This is a genomic window from Sphingobacterium sp. SRCM116780 (genome assembly GCF_021442025.1).
Lineage (GTDB): Bacteria > Bacteroidota > Bacteroidia > Sphingobacteriales > Sphingobacteriaceae > Sphingobacterium.
The window spans coordinates 785,750-803,362 of record NZ_CP090446.1 but is presented as its reverse complement, the minus strand read 5'-3'; the positions used below and the strand labels follow the sequence as shown (position 1 = coordinate 803,362).

15 protein-coding genes and 1 tRNA gene are annotated in these 17,613 nt (G+C 33.7%); 7 read left to right on the top strand and 9 right to left on the bottom strand.

What is annotated here, in order from left to right:
• Nucleotides 1-7 precede the first annotated feature (7 nt).
• The 6 genes from LZQ00_RS03450 to LZQ00_RS03425 form a co-directional block, all read right to left on the bottom strand.
• Nucleotides 8-934, bottom strand: a complete 927-nt coding sequence (locus tag LZQ00_RS03450) for a formylglycine-generating enzyme family protein (protein ID WP_411028064.1) — start codon at nucleotides 932-934, stop codon at nucleotides 8-10.
• Between the two features lie 237 nt (nucleotides 935-1,171).
• The gene (locus tag LZQ00_RS03445; protein ID WP_234511956.1) at nucleotides 1,172-1,768 is read right to left on the bottom strand and encodes a hypothetical protein; all 597 of its coding nucleotides are present in this window, start codon (nucleotides 1,766-1,768) and stop codon (nucleotides 1,172-1,174) included.
• Nucleotides 1,769-1,771: 3 nt separating this feature from the next.
• Entirely contained in the window at nucleotides 1,772-2,515 is a 744-nt protein-coding gene (locus LZQ00_RS03440; protein ID WP_234511954.1) for a hypothetical protein, read from the bottom strand.
• 170 nt (nucleotides 2,516-2,685) lie between these two features.
• On the bottom strand, nucleotides 2,686-2,949 hold the full coding sequence (gene rpmA / locus LZQ00_RS03435; protein ID WP_045753477.1) for a 50S ribosomal protein L27: 264 nt from the start codon (nucleotides 2,947-2,949) through the stop codon (nucleotides 2,686-2,688).
• A gap of 43 nt (nucleotides 2,950-2,992) precedes the next feature.
• Nucleotides 2,993-3,304 carry a 50S ribosomal protein L21 gene (gene rplU / locus LZQ00_RS03430; RefSeq protein WP_234511953.1) on the bottom strand — a complete coding sequence of 104 codons (312 nt, stop codon included), beginning with the start codon at nucleotides 3,302-3,304 and terminating at the stop codon, nucleotides 2,993-2,995.
• Between the two features lie 92 nt (nucleotides 3,305-3,396).
• Nucleotides 3,397-5,439 carry a M13 family metallopeptidase gene (locus LZQ00_RS03425; RefSeq protein ID WP_234511951.1) on the bottom strand — a complete coding sequence of 681 codons (2,043 nt, stop codon included), beginning with the start codon at nucleotides 5,437-5,439 and terminating at the stop codon, nucleotides 3,397-3,399.
• Between the two features lie 119 nt (nucleotides 5,440-5,558).
• Here LZQ00_RS03425 and LZQ00_RS03420 point away from each other — a divergent pair.
• The 5 genes from LZQ00_RS03420 (at nucleotide 5,559) to LZQ00_RS03400 (ending at nucleotide 12,277) form a co-directional block, all read left to right on the top strand.
• Nucleotides 5,559-5,646, top strand: a tRNA-Ser gene (locus LZQ00_RS03420).
• 407 nt (nucleotides 5,647-6,053) lie between these two features.
• Nucleotides 6,054-9,242, top strand: coding sequence for a P-loop NTPase fold protein (locus LZQ00_RS03415; protein ID WP_234511949.1), 3,189 nt, complete (start codon nucleotides 6,054-6,056; stop codon nucleotides 9,240-9,242).
• Between the two features lie 612 nt (nucleotides 9,243-9,854).
• A complete protein-coding gene (locus tag LZQ00_RS03410; protein ID WP_234511947.1) occupies nucleotides 9,855-10,733 on the top strand; it encodes a lipocalin family protein in 879 nt (292 codons plus the stop codon).
• Nucleotides 10,734-10,824: 91 nt separating this feature from the next.
• A complete protein-coding gene (locus LZQ00_RS03405; protein WP_234511945.1) occupies nucleotides 10,825-11,730 on the top strand; it encodes a lipocalin family protein in 906 nt (301 codons plus the stop codon).
• 106 nt (nucleotides 11,731-11,836) lie between these two features.
• Nucleotides 11,837-12,277, top strand: a complete 441-nt coding sequence (locus tag LZQ00_RS03400; RefSeq protein WP_234511944.1) for a VOC family protein — start codon at nucleotides 11,837-11,839, stop codon at nucleotides 12,275-12,277.
• A gap of 247 nt (nucleotides 12,278-12,524) precedes the next feature.
• On the opposite strand, the gene nrdI is transcribed toward LZQ00_RS03400, so the two are convergent.
• Nucleotides 12,525-12,917: a class Ib ribonucleoside-diphosphate reductase assembly flavoprotein NrdI gene (nrdI, locus tag LZQ00_RS03395; protein WP_234511942.1), complete on the bottom strand. Its 393-nt coding sequence runs from the start codon at nucleotides 12,915-12,917 to the stop codon at nucleotides 12,525-12,527.
• A 587-nt stretch (nucleotides 12,918-13,504) separates the two neighbouring features.
• On the opposite strand from nrdI, the gene LZQ00_RS03390 reads away from it, so the two are divergent.
• Complete coding sequence (locus LZQ00_RS03390; protein ID WP_234511940.1) at nucleotides 13,505-14,257, top strand: SDR family oxidoreductase; 753 nt, start codon at nucleotides 13,505-13,507, stop codon at nucleotides 14,255-14,257.
• A gap of 215 nt (nucleotides 14,258-14,472) precedes the next feature.
• Nucleotides 14,473-14,913, top strand: coding sequence for a GNAT family N-acetyltransferase (locus tag LZQ00_RS03385; protein ID WP_234511939.1), 441 nt, complete (start codon nucleotides 14,473-14,475; stop codon nucleotides 14,911-14,913).
• Between the two features lie 105 nt (nucleotides 14,914-15,018).
• Here the strand turns inward: LZQ00_RS03385 and LZQ00_RS03380 are convergent, their stop codons facing one another.
• Together LZQ00_RS03380 and LZQ00_RS03375 are read right to left on the bottom strand one after the other, a co-directional pair.
• Nucleotides 15,019-16,425 carry an MFS transporter gene (locus tag LZQ00_RS03380; protein WP_234511937.1) on the bottom strand — a complete coding sequence of 469 codons (1,407 nt, stop codon included), beginning with the start codon at nucleotides 16,423-16,425 and terminating at the stop codon, nucleotides 15,019-15,021.
• A 79-nt stretch (nucleotides 16,426-16,504) separates the two neighbouring features.
• Nucleotides 16,505-17,425 (bottom strand): helix-turn-helix domain-containing protein, encoded by a 921-nt coding sequence (locus LZQ00_RS03375; RefSeq protein WP_234511935.1) that lies wholly within the window; start codon nucleotides 17,423-17,425, stop codon nucleotides 16,505-16,507.
• Nucleotides 17,426-17,613 lie beyond the last annotated feature (188 nt).

Sequence of the window (17,613 nt, the reverse complement as noted above, 5' to 3'; positions counted from 1 at the left end):
TTATTGATTAATAATCTTTAATTGGAGCTTTATCATAATAAGCTAATATTTCTTCATGCGATGGTGGGTTAACGGGTCTTACTAACCGCATCCCCACGAAAGGAGCTTCTGGAAACCACCAATTACTTTTAGGAATCTGTGGATCCAATTGTTTCCAAAAAGGATCAGAAGCCAGCCTAGCTGCACTTCTCAAATCTACCGCCTCACTATCAAAAGAACCTCCTCTTACACTATTGGGATATAATGTCGTGGGAACTGCCACTGGATTACTAGCCACTTTACCAGCAAACTGTTGGTAATAATCAGCTATATATTGATCAAAAGTCCATTCGGAAACATTTCCATGCATATCAAATAATCCCCATGCATTTGGTTTTTTCTGCCCGACTAAATGTGTTTTACCTTCACTATTTCCTTTATGCCAAGCATATTGATCCAGCTGTGTTGCATCGTTTCCAAAACTATAAGCTTGATCACTTCCAGCACGACAAGCATACTCCCATTCCGCTTCAGTCGGCAAGCGATAAAATACACCTGTACGTATATACAACCATTTACAGAATTGAATCGCATTGTAATGGGTCATCGCCAAAGCAGGATGCCCTTCTTTCCCCATACCAAAGGTCATATCCAAATAAGGTTTTGTTGGACGAGTGACCGCATCCACTTCAGGCGCAATCTTTCCTTCAATGCTTTGTGTCAACTCATAATCTTTATACAGGAAAGGTTCAAACAAATTCCAGGTAACTTCATATTTACCGATCCAGAAAGGATCAATTTTCACTTCATGAATAGGTTTTTCATCTGGTTTCACATCACTGCCTTGTTTAAAAACTCCAGCAGGAATAGCAACCATGTCAAATGTCAATTTTGTGCCTTTTATCTCCTGTACGTAGTTTTCCAACTTCTGTTGTGCCAACGAGGCACTGGACATTCCTAACAAGATAATAGCAAGTAAACTTTTACACATTTTTGTTTTTCTATAAATAATTGGTTTTCAAACTTTGATGAAGTTCTATGTATTATTTGTCTAATATATTAATTCATTGTGTATTATAAACAATAAGTAGCATAACTTTTTTATTACAAAGGCTTATTATCTGAACAATATAAAAACAGGAAGGCCTGTAAAACTTTGTTTTACAGGCCTTCTTTATTAAATTTTTTCGAGCTACAGTAAAATTTTGCGACTCACCTCTTTATCAATGGTAATATACCCTGGATAGAAAATAGACTTACCTCCCACCTGGATAGATGGTTTAATCTTGATTGTAAATAATCCCTTTTTTGTATCTGAACTAGATCCGATAAAGCTTGCCAGATCACCATTGTTGATTAATTCATAAATATTAGTATTCAATCGAACAGAAGCGACTGTTGATTGTCCAGGATCTAAAGAAACTGATTGATTCACGATCCCTTCTGCTAATTGTTGCTTTTCAAACAACACAATATACTGAAATTGATTAATTGCTGCTTTTTTCAAGGTTGGATTCTCAATCTTTAATCTGATAACCGCATCCAAGGGGATATTTTTACGCAACATACCCAAAGCAACACTAGGCAGAGATGATAAGTCAATTCCACCACCTTTGATCATTTTCTGAATGGAGGTTCCTGCCACTCGAACACTATCAACAGATTGGATATCGAACTTACATTTTCCAAGGTTTTCAATTTGAGCCTTTTGTCTACTAATTCCACAGCTACTCAAAAGCGCTATGCTCAACAGCGCCACTAGCCAATTCTTTTTCAACACGTTTATCATGATTTATTTTTTCCCTCCAAATTTATAAAGAACTCCTAAACTATTAATAGGATGTCCTGCTTTTAAATAATCATTACTTTGAAGACCGAAATTCATTCCTGTCATATATTGTACTTGCCAACCTCGTCCAACTTCCATACGTGTATAGAACACAGGCTCGATGAACAGATTATTCTCTTTCTCTGCCGCTATCTTGTCAATCTTAAAATCTGTCATATCCAAGTGCGATAACCTGACAATCGTACCGTAATTCAGAGAGCGATCACCTCCAAACAAACGAATCTTCTTTCTTCGTGTGGAAGAATAATTGACTTGAACGAATATCTTATCAAAATCCATATCCCGAGTTTCGACAACAGCCTGTCCAGCAGTTGAGGATCGTTGATCTACTTCATTTACCACCCCTTTTCCATAACCAGCATATACCTCAAAAACACGATTACGATATTTTCCAAAACTAGTAAAATAACCAACACCTAGCTCACCCATTTTTTGAGCAAAATTCGTAGGACTCTCTTTATGGTCGATATAAGAACCATTTGCGATCACACCGATATGATCGGTAATAGCCAGTCCGCCACTAGCAGAGATATTTCCTTTTAAATTGATATTTCCCGACACATATACCTCACCAGCGTCTTTAAACATGGGTGCCGCAGGTACATTCGGCATATACATAGAACTACAAGATGACAACAGTAATACAATAACTGCCGGGATACTGTAGGATAGACTTTTAGAAATCATGAATGTTTAATATAACCTATAAACTGCATTTCATAGATAAAATTGTACCAAACTCCCGTTCAGTCGCAAATAATTATGAAAAACACCAATAAAGAACTCGTTATTAAGCTTTAAAATAAAAAAGGCGTTAAGTGAACTTAACGCCTTTTACAAATATTGTGTAGCAAAACTTATGCTTGTTCTGTAGGGATTACAGATACATAAGATTTATTGTTTGCTTTTTTACGGAAAACTACTTTACCGTCAACTAAAGCGAACAATGTATGATCTTTACCAATACCAACATTTAAGTCAGGATTGTGATTTGTACCACGTTGGCGAACGATGATGTTACCAGCGATAGCAGCTTGACCACCGAAGATTTTGATACCTAAACGTTTCGAGTGTGACTCACGGCCGTTCTTAGAACTACCCGCACCTTTTTTATGTGCCATTTCTTTATCTTAATTTAAGACTAGTGTCTGATTAAAAATTCAATTATAATGTAATACCAGTGATCTGGATTTTAGTGAATTGTTGACGGTGACCGTTTTTCTTTTTGTAGCCTTTACGACGTTTTTTCTTGAAAACGATAACTTTATCACCTTTTAAATGAGACAAAATTTTAGCCGAAATTTTAGCACCTGCCACGTTCGGAGTACCGACTGTGAATTTACCACCATCTTCTGCTAACAATACATTGTCAAATTCAATACTAGCGCCTTCATCTCCTTGTAAACGGTGAACAAAAAGAAATTGGTCTTTTGCAACCTTGAATTGCTGTCCTGCTATATTTACTATTGCGTACATTGTTAATAAATTAATTAAATGTGTTTATTGTTAATGAACGGCAAAAGTAGCAATTATTATTCACTTACAAAAATAAATTATACTTTTTCTTGTTACCAAACTGCTACCCTTTTTTCTGGTGCTACATACATCTTTGCCGTCTTAGGAATATGAAATGCCTGATAAAAAGCTTCCATATGATACAGAGGTCCATTGATACGAAACTCCTCTGGACTATGTGGATCTACTTTCAAGCGCATACGCATTCTTTCATCACTATTTTTCACCCGCCATACTTGCGCGAAACCCAAAAAGAAACGTTGATCTGGTGTAAAACCATCTATTTTAGTTGATTCTTTTCCTTGTTTTGTTTTCTTGAAAGCATCAAATGCAATGTTTAGTCCACCAATATCTGCTAAATTTTCGCCTAAGGTCAATTTACCATTTACATGTTGATTATCCAGCAGCGTGAAGCTATCATAAAGCGAAGCTACTTGGCTGGCTTTCGTCGTAAATTTCGCAGCATCTTCTGGCGTCCACCAATCTTTCAGGTTTCCTTCTTTATCATATTGACGACCTTGATCATCAAAACCATGCGTCATTTCATGTCCAATCACCGCTCCAATAGCGCCATAATTGATCGCATCATCAGCATTTGCATCGAAGAATGGGAATTGTAAAATTCCTGCAGGGAATACAATCTCGTTATAAGGAGGATTGTAATAAGCATTGACTGTTGGTGTTGTCATCAACCATTCTGCCTTATCAACTGGTTTTCCCATCTTGTTAATCATCTCTTGATAAGCATGACGTGAAGCCGATTGTAAATTAGCATAATAGGTGTCCTTATTAATTTCAACATCTGAATAATCTTTCCATTTATCCGGATAACCGATCTTTTTGGTAAAAGCCTCTAATTTTTCAATTGCCTTTTTCTTTGTTTCTGGTGTCATCCAATCTAATTTTTCAATACGCTCACGATAAGCAAGTTCTAAATTGTTCACCAACTCGATCATTCTCTTTTTCGCCTCAGGTTTGAAATATTCATCCGTAAATAATTTACCCAACACTTCACCTAGACTTCCATCAACAGTCGTTACCATCAGTTTCCAACGTTCTTTCTGTTCTTTTTGACCATTTAAGGTTTTACCGTATAGTTCAAAGCTAGCATCCCGAAAATCTTTTGTTAAAGCTGTGGCTGAGGAATTCAATACATCAGCTTTCAATTTCAGTTTCCATGTATCTAGCGATTCAGATTTCAGCAAGTTATTCAAAGCAACATAAAACTTTGGTTGCTGCACCAATAAAGTATCCGTTTTTATCGCTAATCTATTCAGAATATCATTCCATTTCAGATTAGGTGTTTGTTGTTGAAATGCTGTTACTGCTACTTTATTGTAATTCTTAATCGGATCACGTAATTCAACAGGACTTAAATGTGATTTTGCTATTGCTGTTTCTAGTTTCAAAACAGATTCAGCAGCTGCCTTAGCTGTAGTTTGATTACCAGCCAATGTAAATAATTTGGTCAAGTAGTTGGTATAAACTTCCCTGATTTTCTTCGCTTTATCATCTTGATCCAAATAATAACTCGCCTCAGGAAGATTTAATCCCCCTTGTACAAAAGTAGCTGCGTTTTTATTGCTGATTCGATCATCAGCAGCAATATAAAATGAGAACAAGTCCCCATCCCCTTCTTTAAAACCATCGGCACTATAGGCAATCAGTTCCTCTATTGATTTTAGACCGTCAATCTTTTTCAGTTTTTCTTCGATTGGTTTAATACCCAATTTCTCGATGGTTACGGTATCCATTCCACTGGTATAGAAATCACCTACTTTCTGTTGATCACTTCCTTTGCTGCTATTTGATTTTGCAGCTTTCTCTAAAATACCGTGAAGCTTCTGTAAGTTTTCATCATTTAAGATATAGAATGATCCCCAACCAGACTCTGAAGCAGGAATAACCGTATTCTTAATCCATTTCCCATTGGCATACATAAAGAAGTTATCCCCAGGATTCACGGTTGTATCCATTCCAGACACATCAAAAAATACCGTTCGCTCTGCTTGCTTTTGATCAGAACTTGTATTGGATTGGCAACCAAATGCTAAGGCTGCAAGTGGTAATAAGGACCACAGTTTTTTATTTACCATAATTTTCTAGTTTCAAATACCTTAGTAAATTTAGATTTTTTTTAACGAGAAAATAACACATTTCAAGTAAAATTGTTTTGGAAAATAGAATTATACTTCTATTTTTGCCAACAGACTACGGAGAGATGTCAGAGTGGTCGATCGAGCACGCTTGGAAAGCGTGTGTACTTAACGGTACCGAGGGTTCGAATCCCTCTCTCTCCGCCATCAAAAAATAAAGCCCAACTACAAAGTTGGGTTTTGTTGTTTATAGGGTTTTGTAAGCTTGCTTAAACAAAATCGTATAAACAACAAAAAGAATGAGCGTAGCGAATGGCTTTGTTGTTTGATGAAGCCACCCCCCACCGGGGATCATGGAGTAATCCCGTTCTTTTTGCGCTAATGAGGGTGTTCATCAATAAGATCCTCTTTTTTAATATACAAGCAACCCTTTTATTTTCAGATAATTTACACATAAATACAATTAAAAATATTAGTATTCAGAATTTTATCTTCTAATTAGTTATAGGAAAAAACACTAATTTAATTTACGGGAAAACATAGTGTAAATTCTTCTTCTTTTTGTATTTTCGATAAAATATGCCATGATTTAACTAATCAATTAAATACAGAGTATGGAAGATAATTCTAAAACTGATAATAATTATACTTTTTTAACGAATCAACCGCTAGGTGAAGATTTATTCAAGAACAAATCCCAAGAAAAAATTGCTTCAGTAATTAGTTCGAAAATTATAAATGAAGAAAAATTCAAAATTATAGGGATAGACGGAACCTGGGGATCTGGAAAAAGCAATTTAGTTCATCTAATTGAGAAAAAAGTTAAGAATACTCATTCATTTTTCATATATGACGTTTGGGGACATCAAGAAGATGAGCAAAGGAAAGCAATCCTTGTTGAATTGACAGAATTTATAAAAATTGAAGAGGGACTTTTAAAGCAAAATGGAAATAATTGGGAATCAAAACTTAAGGTCCTTTTGGCAAATTCTAAAGAGACCATTACGATAAATCAACCATATCTAAGTGTAGGATTTATTTTTAGTTTATTATCAATTATATATATACCTTCTGTAAATGTTTTCAAAGACGATGTATCGTCCTATTTCGAGATTACATCCATATTGGGAAAAGTCCTTTTGGTTATGGCACCAATACTTATTGTAATTGGTATTTATTTATATAACTATTTCAAAAACTGGTTATGTAATGGTAAAGGATTTTCGTCATCGTTTCGAATCTCTGCAGAAGAAACTTTTCAAGTTTATACAAATAAACAAAAAGAAGAAACTAAAATTGAAACAATTTCAGAAAACCAACCCTCTGTTCGAGATTTTCAAAAATGGATGGAAGAAATTGATAATGATCTAAATAAAAAAATTGTAATAGTTTTTGACAATTTCGACAGATTGCCAAAAAAGCATATTTTAAATATATGGTCCTCAATTCACATATTCTTTGCTGAAAAAGAATATAAAAATATTAAAGTCATTTTACCTTTCGATAGGGAACATGTTCAAAATGCATTTAGTGAATTAAATGGATCAGATAAAAATAAAACATTTGGCGATGATTATGTAAATAAAACATTTGATATCGTATTTAGAGTTACACTTCCTATCATGTCAGACTGGAAGCAATTTTTTGAAAATCAATGGAAAAAAGCTTTTTCAAGTTTTGATAAGGATGAATTACAACTGGTAATCCAAGTATATGAGTTTTTAAGTAAAAAGAATACACCAAGAGAGATTATTGCATTCATTAATGAAGTTCTAACAATAAAGCTTTTAGATAAAGCCTTTAAAGAAAGATATGTAGCAGTGTTCGTGCTAAAAAAAGATGAAATATTGGAAGATCCATTAAAGGCTATTACGATATTAGATTATCTTGATGGTTTGAAATCTATATACCATAATGATCCTGATTTTGCGAAACAAATTACAGCCATTACATACCATATTGATGTAGATGAAGCTTTAGAGTTAATTTATACTCAAGAACTTATAGATTCATTAAATAAAAATGATATTGAGAAATTGAATTCAATCTGCAATTCTGATTTTGCAGATTCTATTTTTATTTCAGCATTATCAGATATTCAAGTTCTGGATAATCCTATTAAAGCATTGTCAAAAATTGATGACGAATCCAAGATTTCAAAATTACTTGTAAGACAAGCATGGAAAAAATTCTATTATCAAGCCTTACACAGTAAAACTATAATTGAAAAGTTAATAATTGAAGATTGGCAATTAGTACTGATAGAAAATTATAGTGACGAGGAATATTTAAATAATCTTTTGCAAAACTATAATCAATTATTGACAGATTCAAATGTATTGGAATATGTTGCTCTATTAGATTTAATGGTTACAAGGTTAGGACATAACAGAATTTATCTTCTATTAAAATCTAAAGATATCAATGCCGCAAATCTTGTTGAATTAATTAACCAAAAAGGCAGTGAATTTAAAGATTATAAATTATCTGCATTTGGCACTTCTGTTGATCAATATTTATCTGAACAAATTATTGATGTGTTATTAGAACTTAAACATTCAGAAGTAATATGTGACAATTTTAAGCTACCTAAATATAAAGAATTGTTACAAACAAAATTTACAGCCTTTGTTGATCAAAATAATATCGAAAAAGCAAATGATGTCCTTATCAAACTTAAAGAATTAGATAAAGGCCAAAATGCAAGACTGGCAGATCTACTCGACGAAAATCAGATACATACGCTTTATATAAATAATCCCTCTTCTTCTTTACCAATAATAAATGATCTCATAGCAATGAGAATAGCTGAGGGTACAAATTTTCATCGAACTTATAAACCTAGTTTTGAAGCCATACTTGAAAGGGAAGATGTTGAAATGGCAAAGAATGTAGGAGAAACATTGCTTAATTATACTTCATATGGTGATCTTTTGTTAAATAGCGAATATTTTAAAGATTTTAATTTATTTAAAAATTCTTTACTTTATATCTTTTCAAGTTCAATAAATAGAGAAATTAAAAACGTTCCTGCAATAATAACTGATCAATATTCAAAACTGAAAGAGTCCTTAGATATAGAAGGTAGCAAACTGTTAAAAGAGATAAATAACAATCATATTGACTTTTCGTTAATTGTATTAAATGAATTAGATGACAGCTTTATACAGGATTGTTTTAATTTTAGAGAGTTTCAGATCTCTAATGATTTTATAAAGCAATTCAATATTCAATTTCAAAATTTAAATCAGGATGGATTAAAAATGATATTTGATAAAGGAGATGATATTTATTTTAAATACTTTGATAATGTGGATTCTGATTTATTAACCCAACAATCCTTGGACGTGTTCAAAGAATGTTTTCTATTAAAAATTGAACAGGAAAAAATAAATGAAAAATGGTACAAGATTTTAGGAAAATATGAATCAAATAATTCTTATTTGTCTGTTGTTAATACACTTAAAGATCTAAGAGATAAATTTTTAAATAATAATCCAGAAATAGATTTAACTACCGCACAATATTTATTAACTCTTTTTATTAAATACGGACTTTTGGATGTTAATACTGATGTTTTTAGAACAATTATTAAAAACAACTTTTTAAATTATGATGAATTCGTAAATATTTTAATTAAGGAATCTGATTTCGTAAAGAAATTTTATCAGAATTCTCCAAATTCAAAAAAAGAAGATTTCAGAAATATAATTAATGAGTTAAGATCCTCAAAACCGAAGATTGAAGATTTAGCGAAAATTATTGGAATGAGAAAGCCTAAGGACAAAGATGGTAATGAATAATTTATTCCCCACCAATAATATTATCAAAAAATTAATCTGGTATAGATTTAATAAAATGGGTCTGAATCACAACTAGTGAAAATGGGCTTTCTTTATGATTTTTCTTATAATAGAGTGCTTTGCAAAGTTGGGTTTTATTGTTTATACGGTTTTGTAAGCTTGCTTAAACAAAATCGTATAAACAATAAAAGAAATGAGCGTAGCTAATGGCTTTATTGCTTGATGAAGCCCCCCATCAGGGATCATGAACATAATGCCCCTTACCTTTCTGACGAATTAAAAATAAGATCTGAAACATGATTATTTTTTAAATTATGTCCTAAATTTTCCTTAAATTTAGTAGTACAAAAACTACGCTATGAAAAGACCTATTTTGCACCCATTACTATGGTGTGTATTCCTCAGTTTTCTGTTTAGTTTTACTTCTTCTGCCCAAAATCATCGAGTTACTTCCATAGAACAGCAATCTTTTTCAATTAAAATGGATTTTTTACATTGGTGGATTTTATCAGGGGGTTGGAAGTCCTGTTTATCATAAAGCATTCAACAAATATCTTAGACTATTTGAATCATGGAGTAGTATTAAAGTTATGAATCTTAAACTTCATCAAAATGCAAAATCTACTTAGCTTTTTATTTATAGCATATACAACACTGAGCTCGTCAATATGTTTTGGTCAGTCAACATCAATACTTGCCAACGAAAACGGACTTGTATTACAATACAAAAAATTGGATAAAATAGGTAGCCGGTATGATGAATACTGTAAAACTACTTTTGATATTTATCAGGTAGAAGGAACTGTTATAAACAACAACAGTGATAAAGCTGCCATGGTTACAGCAATTTTAAGTTTTGAAGGTCAGGCCTGTAATAAGATCTATAGCAATGATGCACCCGCAGGTGGAGAGGTTATTAATAAGATGTTTAATCTCGATATTGCTCACCTGACGAAACATCAAACCCAATACTGGGTCAATAGATATGTTCATCTTCTACCAAACGATAGTATGATAGCTAGAGGCTATGTGGAAGTAAAGCAAGGAGAGCAGGTCCCTGATCCTGATAAATACTTTACCTATGAACTGATTCCATCGCAAAATACCAGCTCAACTGTCAATGTTGAAGGAAAAACCTCTGCAAACCAACCTGTAAAGCCAGATAATAATACCTCAAAATACAATTCACTCATTTTAGGGGAGTGGTATTTTAATAGTTTGACATATGAAGATGAGAACGGAAAAGAAGTCGTAGAAACTGATAACTCTGGAAAATATGTGATTAAATCTGATGGTACCGCTATTCAAATTGCATACGATAAAAAATACAACATTAGATGGGAAATATCGGAAAACGAAATTCATTTCATATATGAAGATGGCCTTAAAATAATTCGTGAAATATTACAGTTGGACAATAAAAGAATGGTTTTGCAGGGCGCTTCGGAATCAGTAATGGGCTTTATGAAATTTACCTATACCAAAAAGTAATTCAAGTAGTCCACTAAATGACATAAATCGGAAAAATTTCTAAACTAATTAGGATAAGAAAAACATTATTAACCATTTAATCTTCATCAAAATGCAAAATCTACTTAGCTTTTTATTTATAGCATATACAGCACTAAGCTCGTCAATATGCTTTGGTCAGTCAACATCAATACTTGCCAACGAAAACGGACTTGTATTACAATACAAAAAATTGGATAAAATAGGTAGCCGGTATGATGAATACTGTAAAACTACTTTTGATATTTATCAGGTAGAAGGAACTGTCATAAACAATAACAGTGATAAAGCTGCCATGGTTACAGCAATTTTAAGTTTTGAAGGTCAGGCCTGTAATAAGATCTATAGCAATGATGGACCTCCAGGTGGAGAGGTTATTAATAAGCTGTTTAATCTAGATATTGCTCACCTGACGAAACATCAAACCCAATACTGGGTCAATAGATTTGTTCATCTTCTACCGAATGATAATATGGTAGCTACGGGTTACGTAGAGGTAAAGCAAGGAGAACAGGTCCCTGAGCCTAGTAAATACTTTACCTATGAACTAATTCCTTCTAAAGGGAATGAAACAAATAGTAAAACCGAAGGTACCGCTACTGTTGACCCGTCTGAAAAAACTGCTATTTCAACCACAGGAGAAGACAACCATTCTAAACTTATTGTTGGAACATGGACTATTACTGAAGATGTATATGTATATAAAGATGGTAAGGAAGTTCAAAGAGGTGAATTATTTCAATCTTTTGTATTTAGAGCTGATGGAAGCGGAAGAGATATTGGAAATGGTGAAGAATATGACTTTAAATATTTTATATCTGGTAATAAGATTAATTTGGTCTATAATGATGGTGAAAAATCAGCTAGTGAAATAGTGAGACTGGATGGCTCGATCTTGATTTTTAAATTCAATTTTCCAGATGAAGATAATACTGGAATAGCTTCTCAAGTTTCAACTTTTAAAAAAGAAGAAAAATAGTAAATGTATATTTACGTCTTGGATTTATTGACTGCTGAAAGAACGAACACTTAAACCAGACTGGAAATACAGAATAGCGTAAACAGAAAAATTAAAAAATAAAGTTATGAGAACAATCAATCCCTGGATCAACTTCAATGGAAATGCTGAAGAAGCATTCACTTTTTACAAATCAGTTTTTGGCGGAGAGTTCACAAAGATTATTCGTTTCAAAGACCTTTCAAGCCCTGAATTTCAGGTAGCAGAAAAAGATGCAAATAAAATAATGACCATTGTTTTGCCTATAGGAAAACACAATGTGTTAATCGCTAATGATGTTCCTGAATTTATGGGACGGGTAAACGAAAACGAAAACAGGTCTAAAATATCAATCAGTGCAGAAAGTCGTGAAGAAGCAGACAGACTTTTTAACGGACTGTCAGCAGGTGGAAATATTGAAGGACCTATTGACGACAGTCCTTGGGGTACATATGCTGGAATGTTTAGAGACAAATATGGTATTGAATGGATTGTGGAATTTGACCCAAATGATAACGAGCGAGTTTAACTGAAGAAGAAGCGATCCCTTATATGGCGCCGAGAACAATGTCTTTAGGCGAAGTCAACCATTTGTTCGTAAAGATTGAATTTACGGTCACCTCCCCTCTGGTTTATTGTTCCAAAGGGTCAATAAATCCTCTTTTAAAAACTCCAGTCTCTAGACCGAAATACATCGCTAAATCTATATTACATTTTGGATTTATTGACCGCTGAAAGAGTGAACACTTGAACCAAACTGTGTGTCCATAGCTCGTTTATTTTTTGAAGGTATTTTCTAATTTTTCTATACCAGCAATAAAGTGTGAAACATCTTCTTTAAAGCCAGACAGTTCAAATTTCAATAATGTCGGTATAGCAAACTCTTGTGTTATGATGTCTGCTGATAAGGCAAAATCATGACCGAAATTTCTATTGCCGGAGACCGAAACGGACAATAAATATTTACTGTTAAGTGATGCAAAATGAAGTGATAGTTTTGGACATTCACCCATTGATGCTGTATAGGTTACCAAATGTCCATATTCATGGATAGAATGTTGAACATCTACAATATTGCTAAATTGCCAATGGGGTCGTTTGGCTCTTATCTTGTCGATAAACCGCCGAACATTATTTGTCTTACTTTCGTAGTAAATAGTCGTATTCATTAGCTATTTATTTAATCCTGAAGTATTGTATCTGACGTTTATGTATCCATTGTAAATTCTAATGTTCATTCTTGAAAGTAGGTACGATAAAGGGATTCAGTTTCCCTAGTTTATATCACAAAGGGAAGTAAATACTTTGTTTTCCGGAACAACATCCATAGAGGTTCGTTTAGTAAAATTGTTCCTATGTCTAACGAATAGATAAGCTCATTTGTTCATCATTTCTCCAGTATATTTTTTCCCACCCTGGTTTATTGTTCCGAAGGGTCAATAAATCCTTTTTTGAAAACTACGGTTTCCAGACCGAAATAGAACACTACAGATATATTCTATTGGATTTATTGACCGCTGAAGGAGCAAACACTTAAACCAGCCAGTGGTATTTTGGTTAGGCGTAGTCCTCACATACAAGTTCTTTGAAGAGCGAATAGTCAGTGCTATTTTGAAGATGCTTTCTGCCCTTCAAATTATTCCATTGCAACATTGTTGAAGGAATTAAAGCACATTTTGAATGTATTCAGCAAGTTTCGGATTTTATGGCGACTTAACTATATGAATCTTTGTATAGAAATTTAAATTAAATAGAAATGCAAAAATTTAAAAACAAAGTGGTCTTAATCACTGGTGGAACAAGCGGAATGGGTTTTGCCACAGCTCAAGAATTTATTTACGAAGGGGCAACTGTAATCATTACTGGACGTAGCAAAGAAACAGTAGATAAGGCGATAAACAGTTTAGGTTCAAATGCCATTGGTCTTGTATCAAATGCAGGAAAATTATCTGATATTTTCGATTTACAAAAGCAAGTTCAAAAGCACGCAAATAAATTGGATGTTTTATTTATAAATGCCGGTTATGGTAAGTTTGCACCCATTGAAATGGTTGACGAAGTTCACTTTGATGAACTATTTAATATGTTGGTCAAAGGAACATTCTTTACCGTTCAACAAATGTTACCAATAATGAATGTAGGAAGTTCTATTATTTTAAACACCTCTTTCGTAACAGCATTTGGAATAGAAAATTTTTCAATTTATTCTGCAGCAAAAGCTGCCGTTCGATCATTCATAAAGACATTTTCTGTTGAGTGTACAGCAAAACAAATCCGTGTAAACGGAATAAGCCCAGGTTATATCAAAACCAATATTTTTAATAATACAGGTCTTTCACCTGATCAAATCGAAGGGGCAATAGCAAGCATTACCCCCACCCTTCCATTTAAACGTTTTGGTGAAGCTTCTGAAATTGCTAAAACAGTTGTATTTCTTGCATCTGAAGATGCTTCATACATACATGGAGTTGAGATTTTAGTTGATGGAGGGTTATCGAATACTAAATAATATAAGAAAAATCAATAGTAATTCTTTTGTTGCATAAGCCACTTATGTTTTCTTTTTTCCTAATTTAGAAGCATGAATTAGCCTATGCTAAAGTTGATACAACTTTCAAAGTTTCAGCTTACTTCTCCACGGTTACCAAGCTTGCAATGTGAGTGGTCAAACTATGACAACACAATAAGTTCAATACACATTGATATAATTTTAAGAAGACAAAGATGAATACGACAATAAATGAATACCATGATAATTATAGAGAGCAGATTTTGACCGTTTGGGAAAACTCGGTTCTTGCCACACACAACTTTTTGACTCCATCCGACTTTGAAGAAATTAAAGAACTTGTAAAGAGTATAGATTTTAATGACTTTCAAGTATTTTGCTTAACAAACGAAAAATTGGTACTGGGTTTTATTGGAGTTATGAACCAAAAAATTGAGATGCTTTTTTTAGATCCAAATTATTTTGGACATGGACTCGGATTGAAATTATTAAATTTTGCAGTAAAAGAATTAAAGGCGAACACACTTGATGTCAATGAACAAAATACAAAAGCTATAAAATTCTATCAAAAGTTTGGATTTCAAACATTTGAGAGAACTGACAAGGATGACCAAGGTAGGAACTATCCACTGTTAAGAATGAAATTAGCAGAGTAATAATAAAGCCCGAATAACATCGGGCTTTGTTGTTTATAGACTTTTGCAAACGACGTTTGATCAAAAGGAAATTATTATATTATTCCTTAACGAAAGAACAACACGTTACTTATTTATCTTCCTAAAGATGATAATCGCCATGAGAGGAGCTATCGAGAATAACCCAAATAGCCACAGCGCAGCTTGTTGACTACCGGATACACCACCGGGAGTTAAAATACCTGTAGCATTAGCCACTAAACCACAAAGAGCTGTTCCAAACGCTGTTGAAAAGAGTTGAACGGTCGTAATGGAGGCAGATGCTTTTTCTTCTTCCCCTTTTGGCGCAGAAGATAATACTTTCGTTAACAAATGAGGCCACCCCATTCCAACGCCAACACCAATAGATAGAAGAAAAATACACATCGCTACGAATCCTATCCCATTTGTGCTATGAAATGAAGGTATGATAAAAGACAAGCCACACAGTCCGACAAAAACAATCATGATTCCTATGGATATTAAACGGATGACTTTATTTTGTTTAGCGCCTGAAAAGAAAACCGAAGATAGCGACCAGCCTAAACCAATGAGAACGGTTAAATAACCCGCCTTCAGAGGTCCAAATTTATGGATCTCCCGCATAAAATAAGGAATATAAATTTCTACTGCAGTACTGATCGTAAGCAAAGCCATAATCATATAAGTTGCACCCAAAGATGAAGTCATGTTATAGCTACCACGTGGTAATAAACTATTCGTACTTTTTTTATCTGTAATGACCATGATGACGAACAATACAACAGCTATTAAAATTCCTGATAGCTTAATAATGACATGCGTACTAGCAGCACCCATTGAAACAGCCAATGTCGCTGCAGTAATTAAGATCAATTTACTCCAAGGAATAACCGGTAGTGCTTTCGTTTCTTTTATGCTTTTAGGAAGTACGACTTGAATGAGTATAATTAACAAAAGAGCACATACGGCAAGCGTCAAGAAAGCCATACGCCAATGACTATATTGAGCGAAGGATCCTCCAATTAATGGTCCGAAAAAAGTGGAAACACCCCACATCGCCGAAACAAGTGCCATCGCTCTTGGCCAAAGCTTTTCTTGGAATAAAATACCGATCATCGCATAGGATAATGCAAACAATAATCCTCCTCCTATTCCCTGGATAAACCGTCCGATCAGTAAGATATACATGGCAGGTGCAAGGGTACAGATTACTGCACCGATAGCGAAAATCAATGCAGCCAGGGTATATGCTTTCTTAGGCCCCTGCTTGATCAGGTTACTGGATGAAATTACTGAACCGATGATTGCGGCAACAACATAGATCGTAGTTGCCCATGAATAAAACGAAAGTCCTCCGATTTCTTCGATCACGGATGGCATAATGGTGGTCGCCAGATAAACATCTGTTGCATGGAGTATCACTCCTGCAGCCAGTGCAATAGCCCTTAAACCATTCTTACCAGAAAGCAATTCATTCCAACTTCCCTTTTCTTTTTCTGCGATAGTAGCCATAATTTTAATTTGATATGGCTCAAAATTAATCGTTATAAAAAGGGAAATACGTCAAGTATAGGGGTAAATACGACCAATTTTACCTATTGCCTTTATATTTTAAAGGCGTTGTACCCACCTTTCTTTTAAAAAAACGACAAAAGTGAGAAGTTGAATCGAAACCAAGAATTCCTGCTATTTCTTTGATACTTTTTTTTGAGTATTTTAAAAGATATTGAGCCTCCATCAATAAACGTTTGTGCACAATATCCAATGCAGCCGTACCTGTTTCTGACTTAATGGTATCACTCAGATATTTAGGACTAATATTTAACAGACTGGCATATTCTGCAACTGTTTTTATGGACAGAAATTTCTCATCAACCAACCTCTTAAATGAATAAGTTAGCTGATATTGTCTATTCATCTGTTTTTTAAATAAAAGAAGGCAATATTCACAAGCTCTATTATAATCATATAATAATTCGATGATTTTTAAACGGATTATATTTAAGTAAAATGGACCCTGCTGTTTAAATTCATCTTGAATATCCTCAAACTTATGACGTATCTTCACCCGATTTTGTTCTTCTGTTAACAGGTAAGTAGGCGGATAATCGGGATTAATATAGACTAACTCCTCAATGACAGGGTCTTTCACATAACTCTCCGTAAGAAAATCTTTTTTAAATAATATGACATCTGCTCGAAAGTCATCAGAGCTATCTGTGAAACAGCAAAGTTGATTTGCTGCTAATAAAGAAATGGTGTCTGGAAGAATTTCAAAAGTATGATATCCTGCTGTTACATGGCAAGTACCAGTGATACCTATAATCAAAAAATAATGTTTTGGTTTAAATGGAATTAGGTTTGCCAAGGGAGCGTTGAAAGTGACAATGGCAAACTCGTCTAGATAAGAACAACTGTTTTGAATGTCTGCTATTAACGTATGGTTGACTATGTTTTTGTCATCTATAAACCGAGAAATCGTTGTTTTAATATCGAAAAATTCTGTCTCCATTCCAAATAAAATAATAGCCTAATTTCATATAAAGATAAGCAAACTGGATTTAGAAAATATGGAGATTTCTTGTGCTTAATTATCGATACACAAAAAATGGTTATCACATCCCTTCCTCCATTAAGAGTAACCCCCTCGGTTTAAATGTTCCGAAGGATCTCTTAAACCTTTTTTGAAAACTAGGGTCT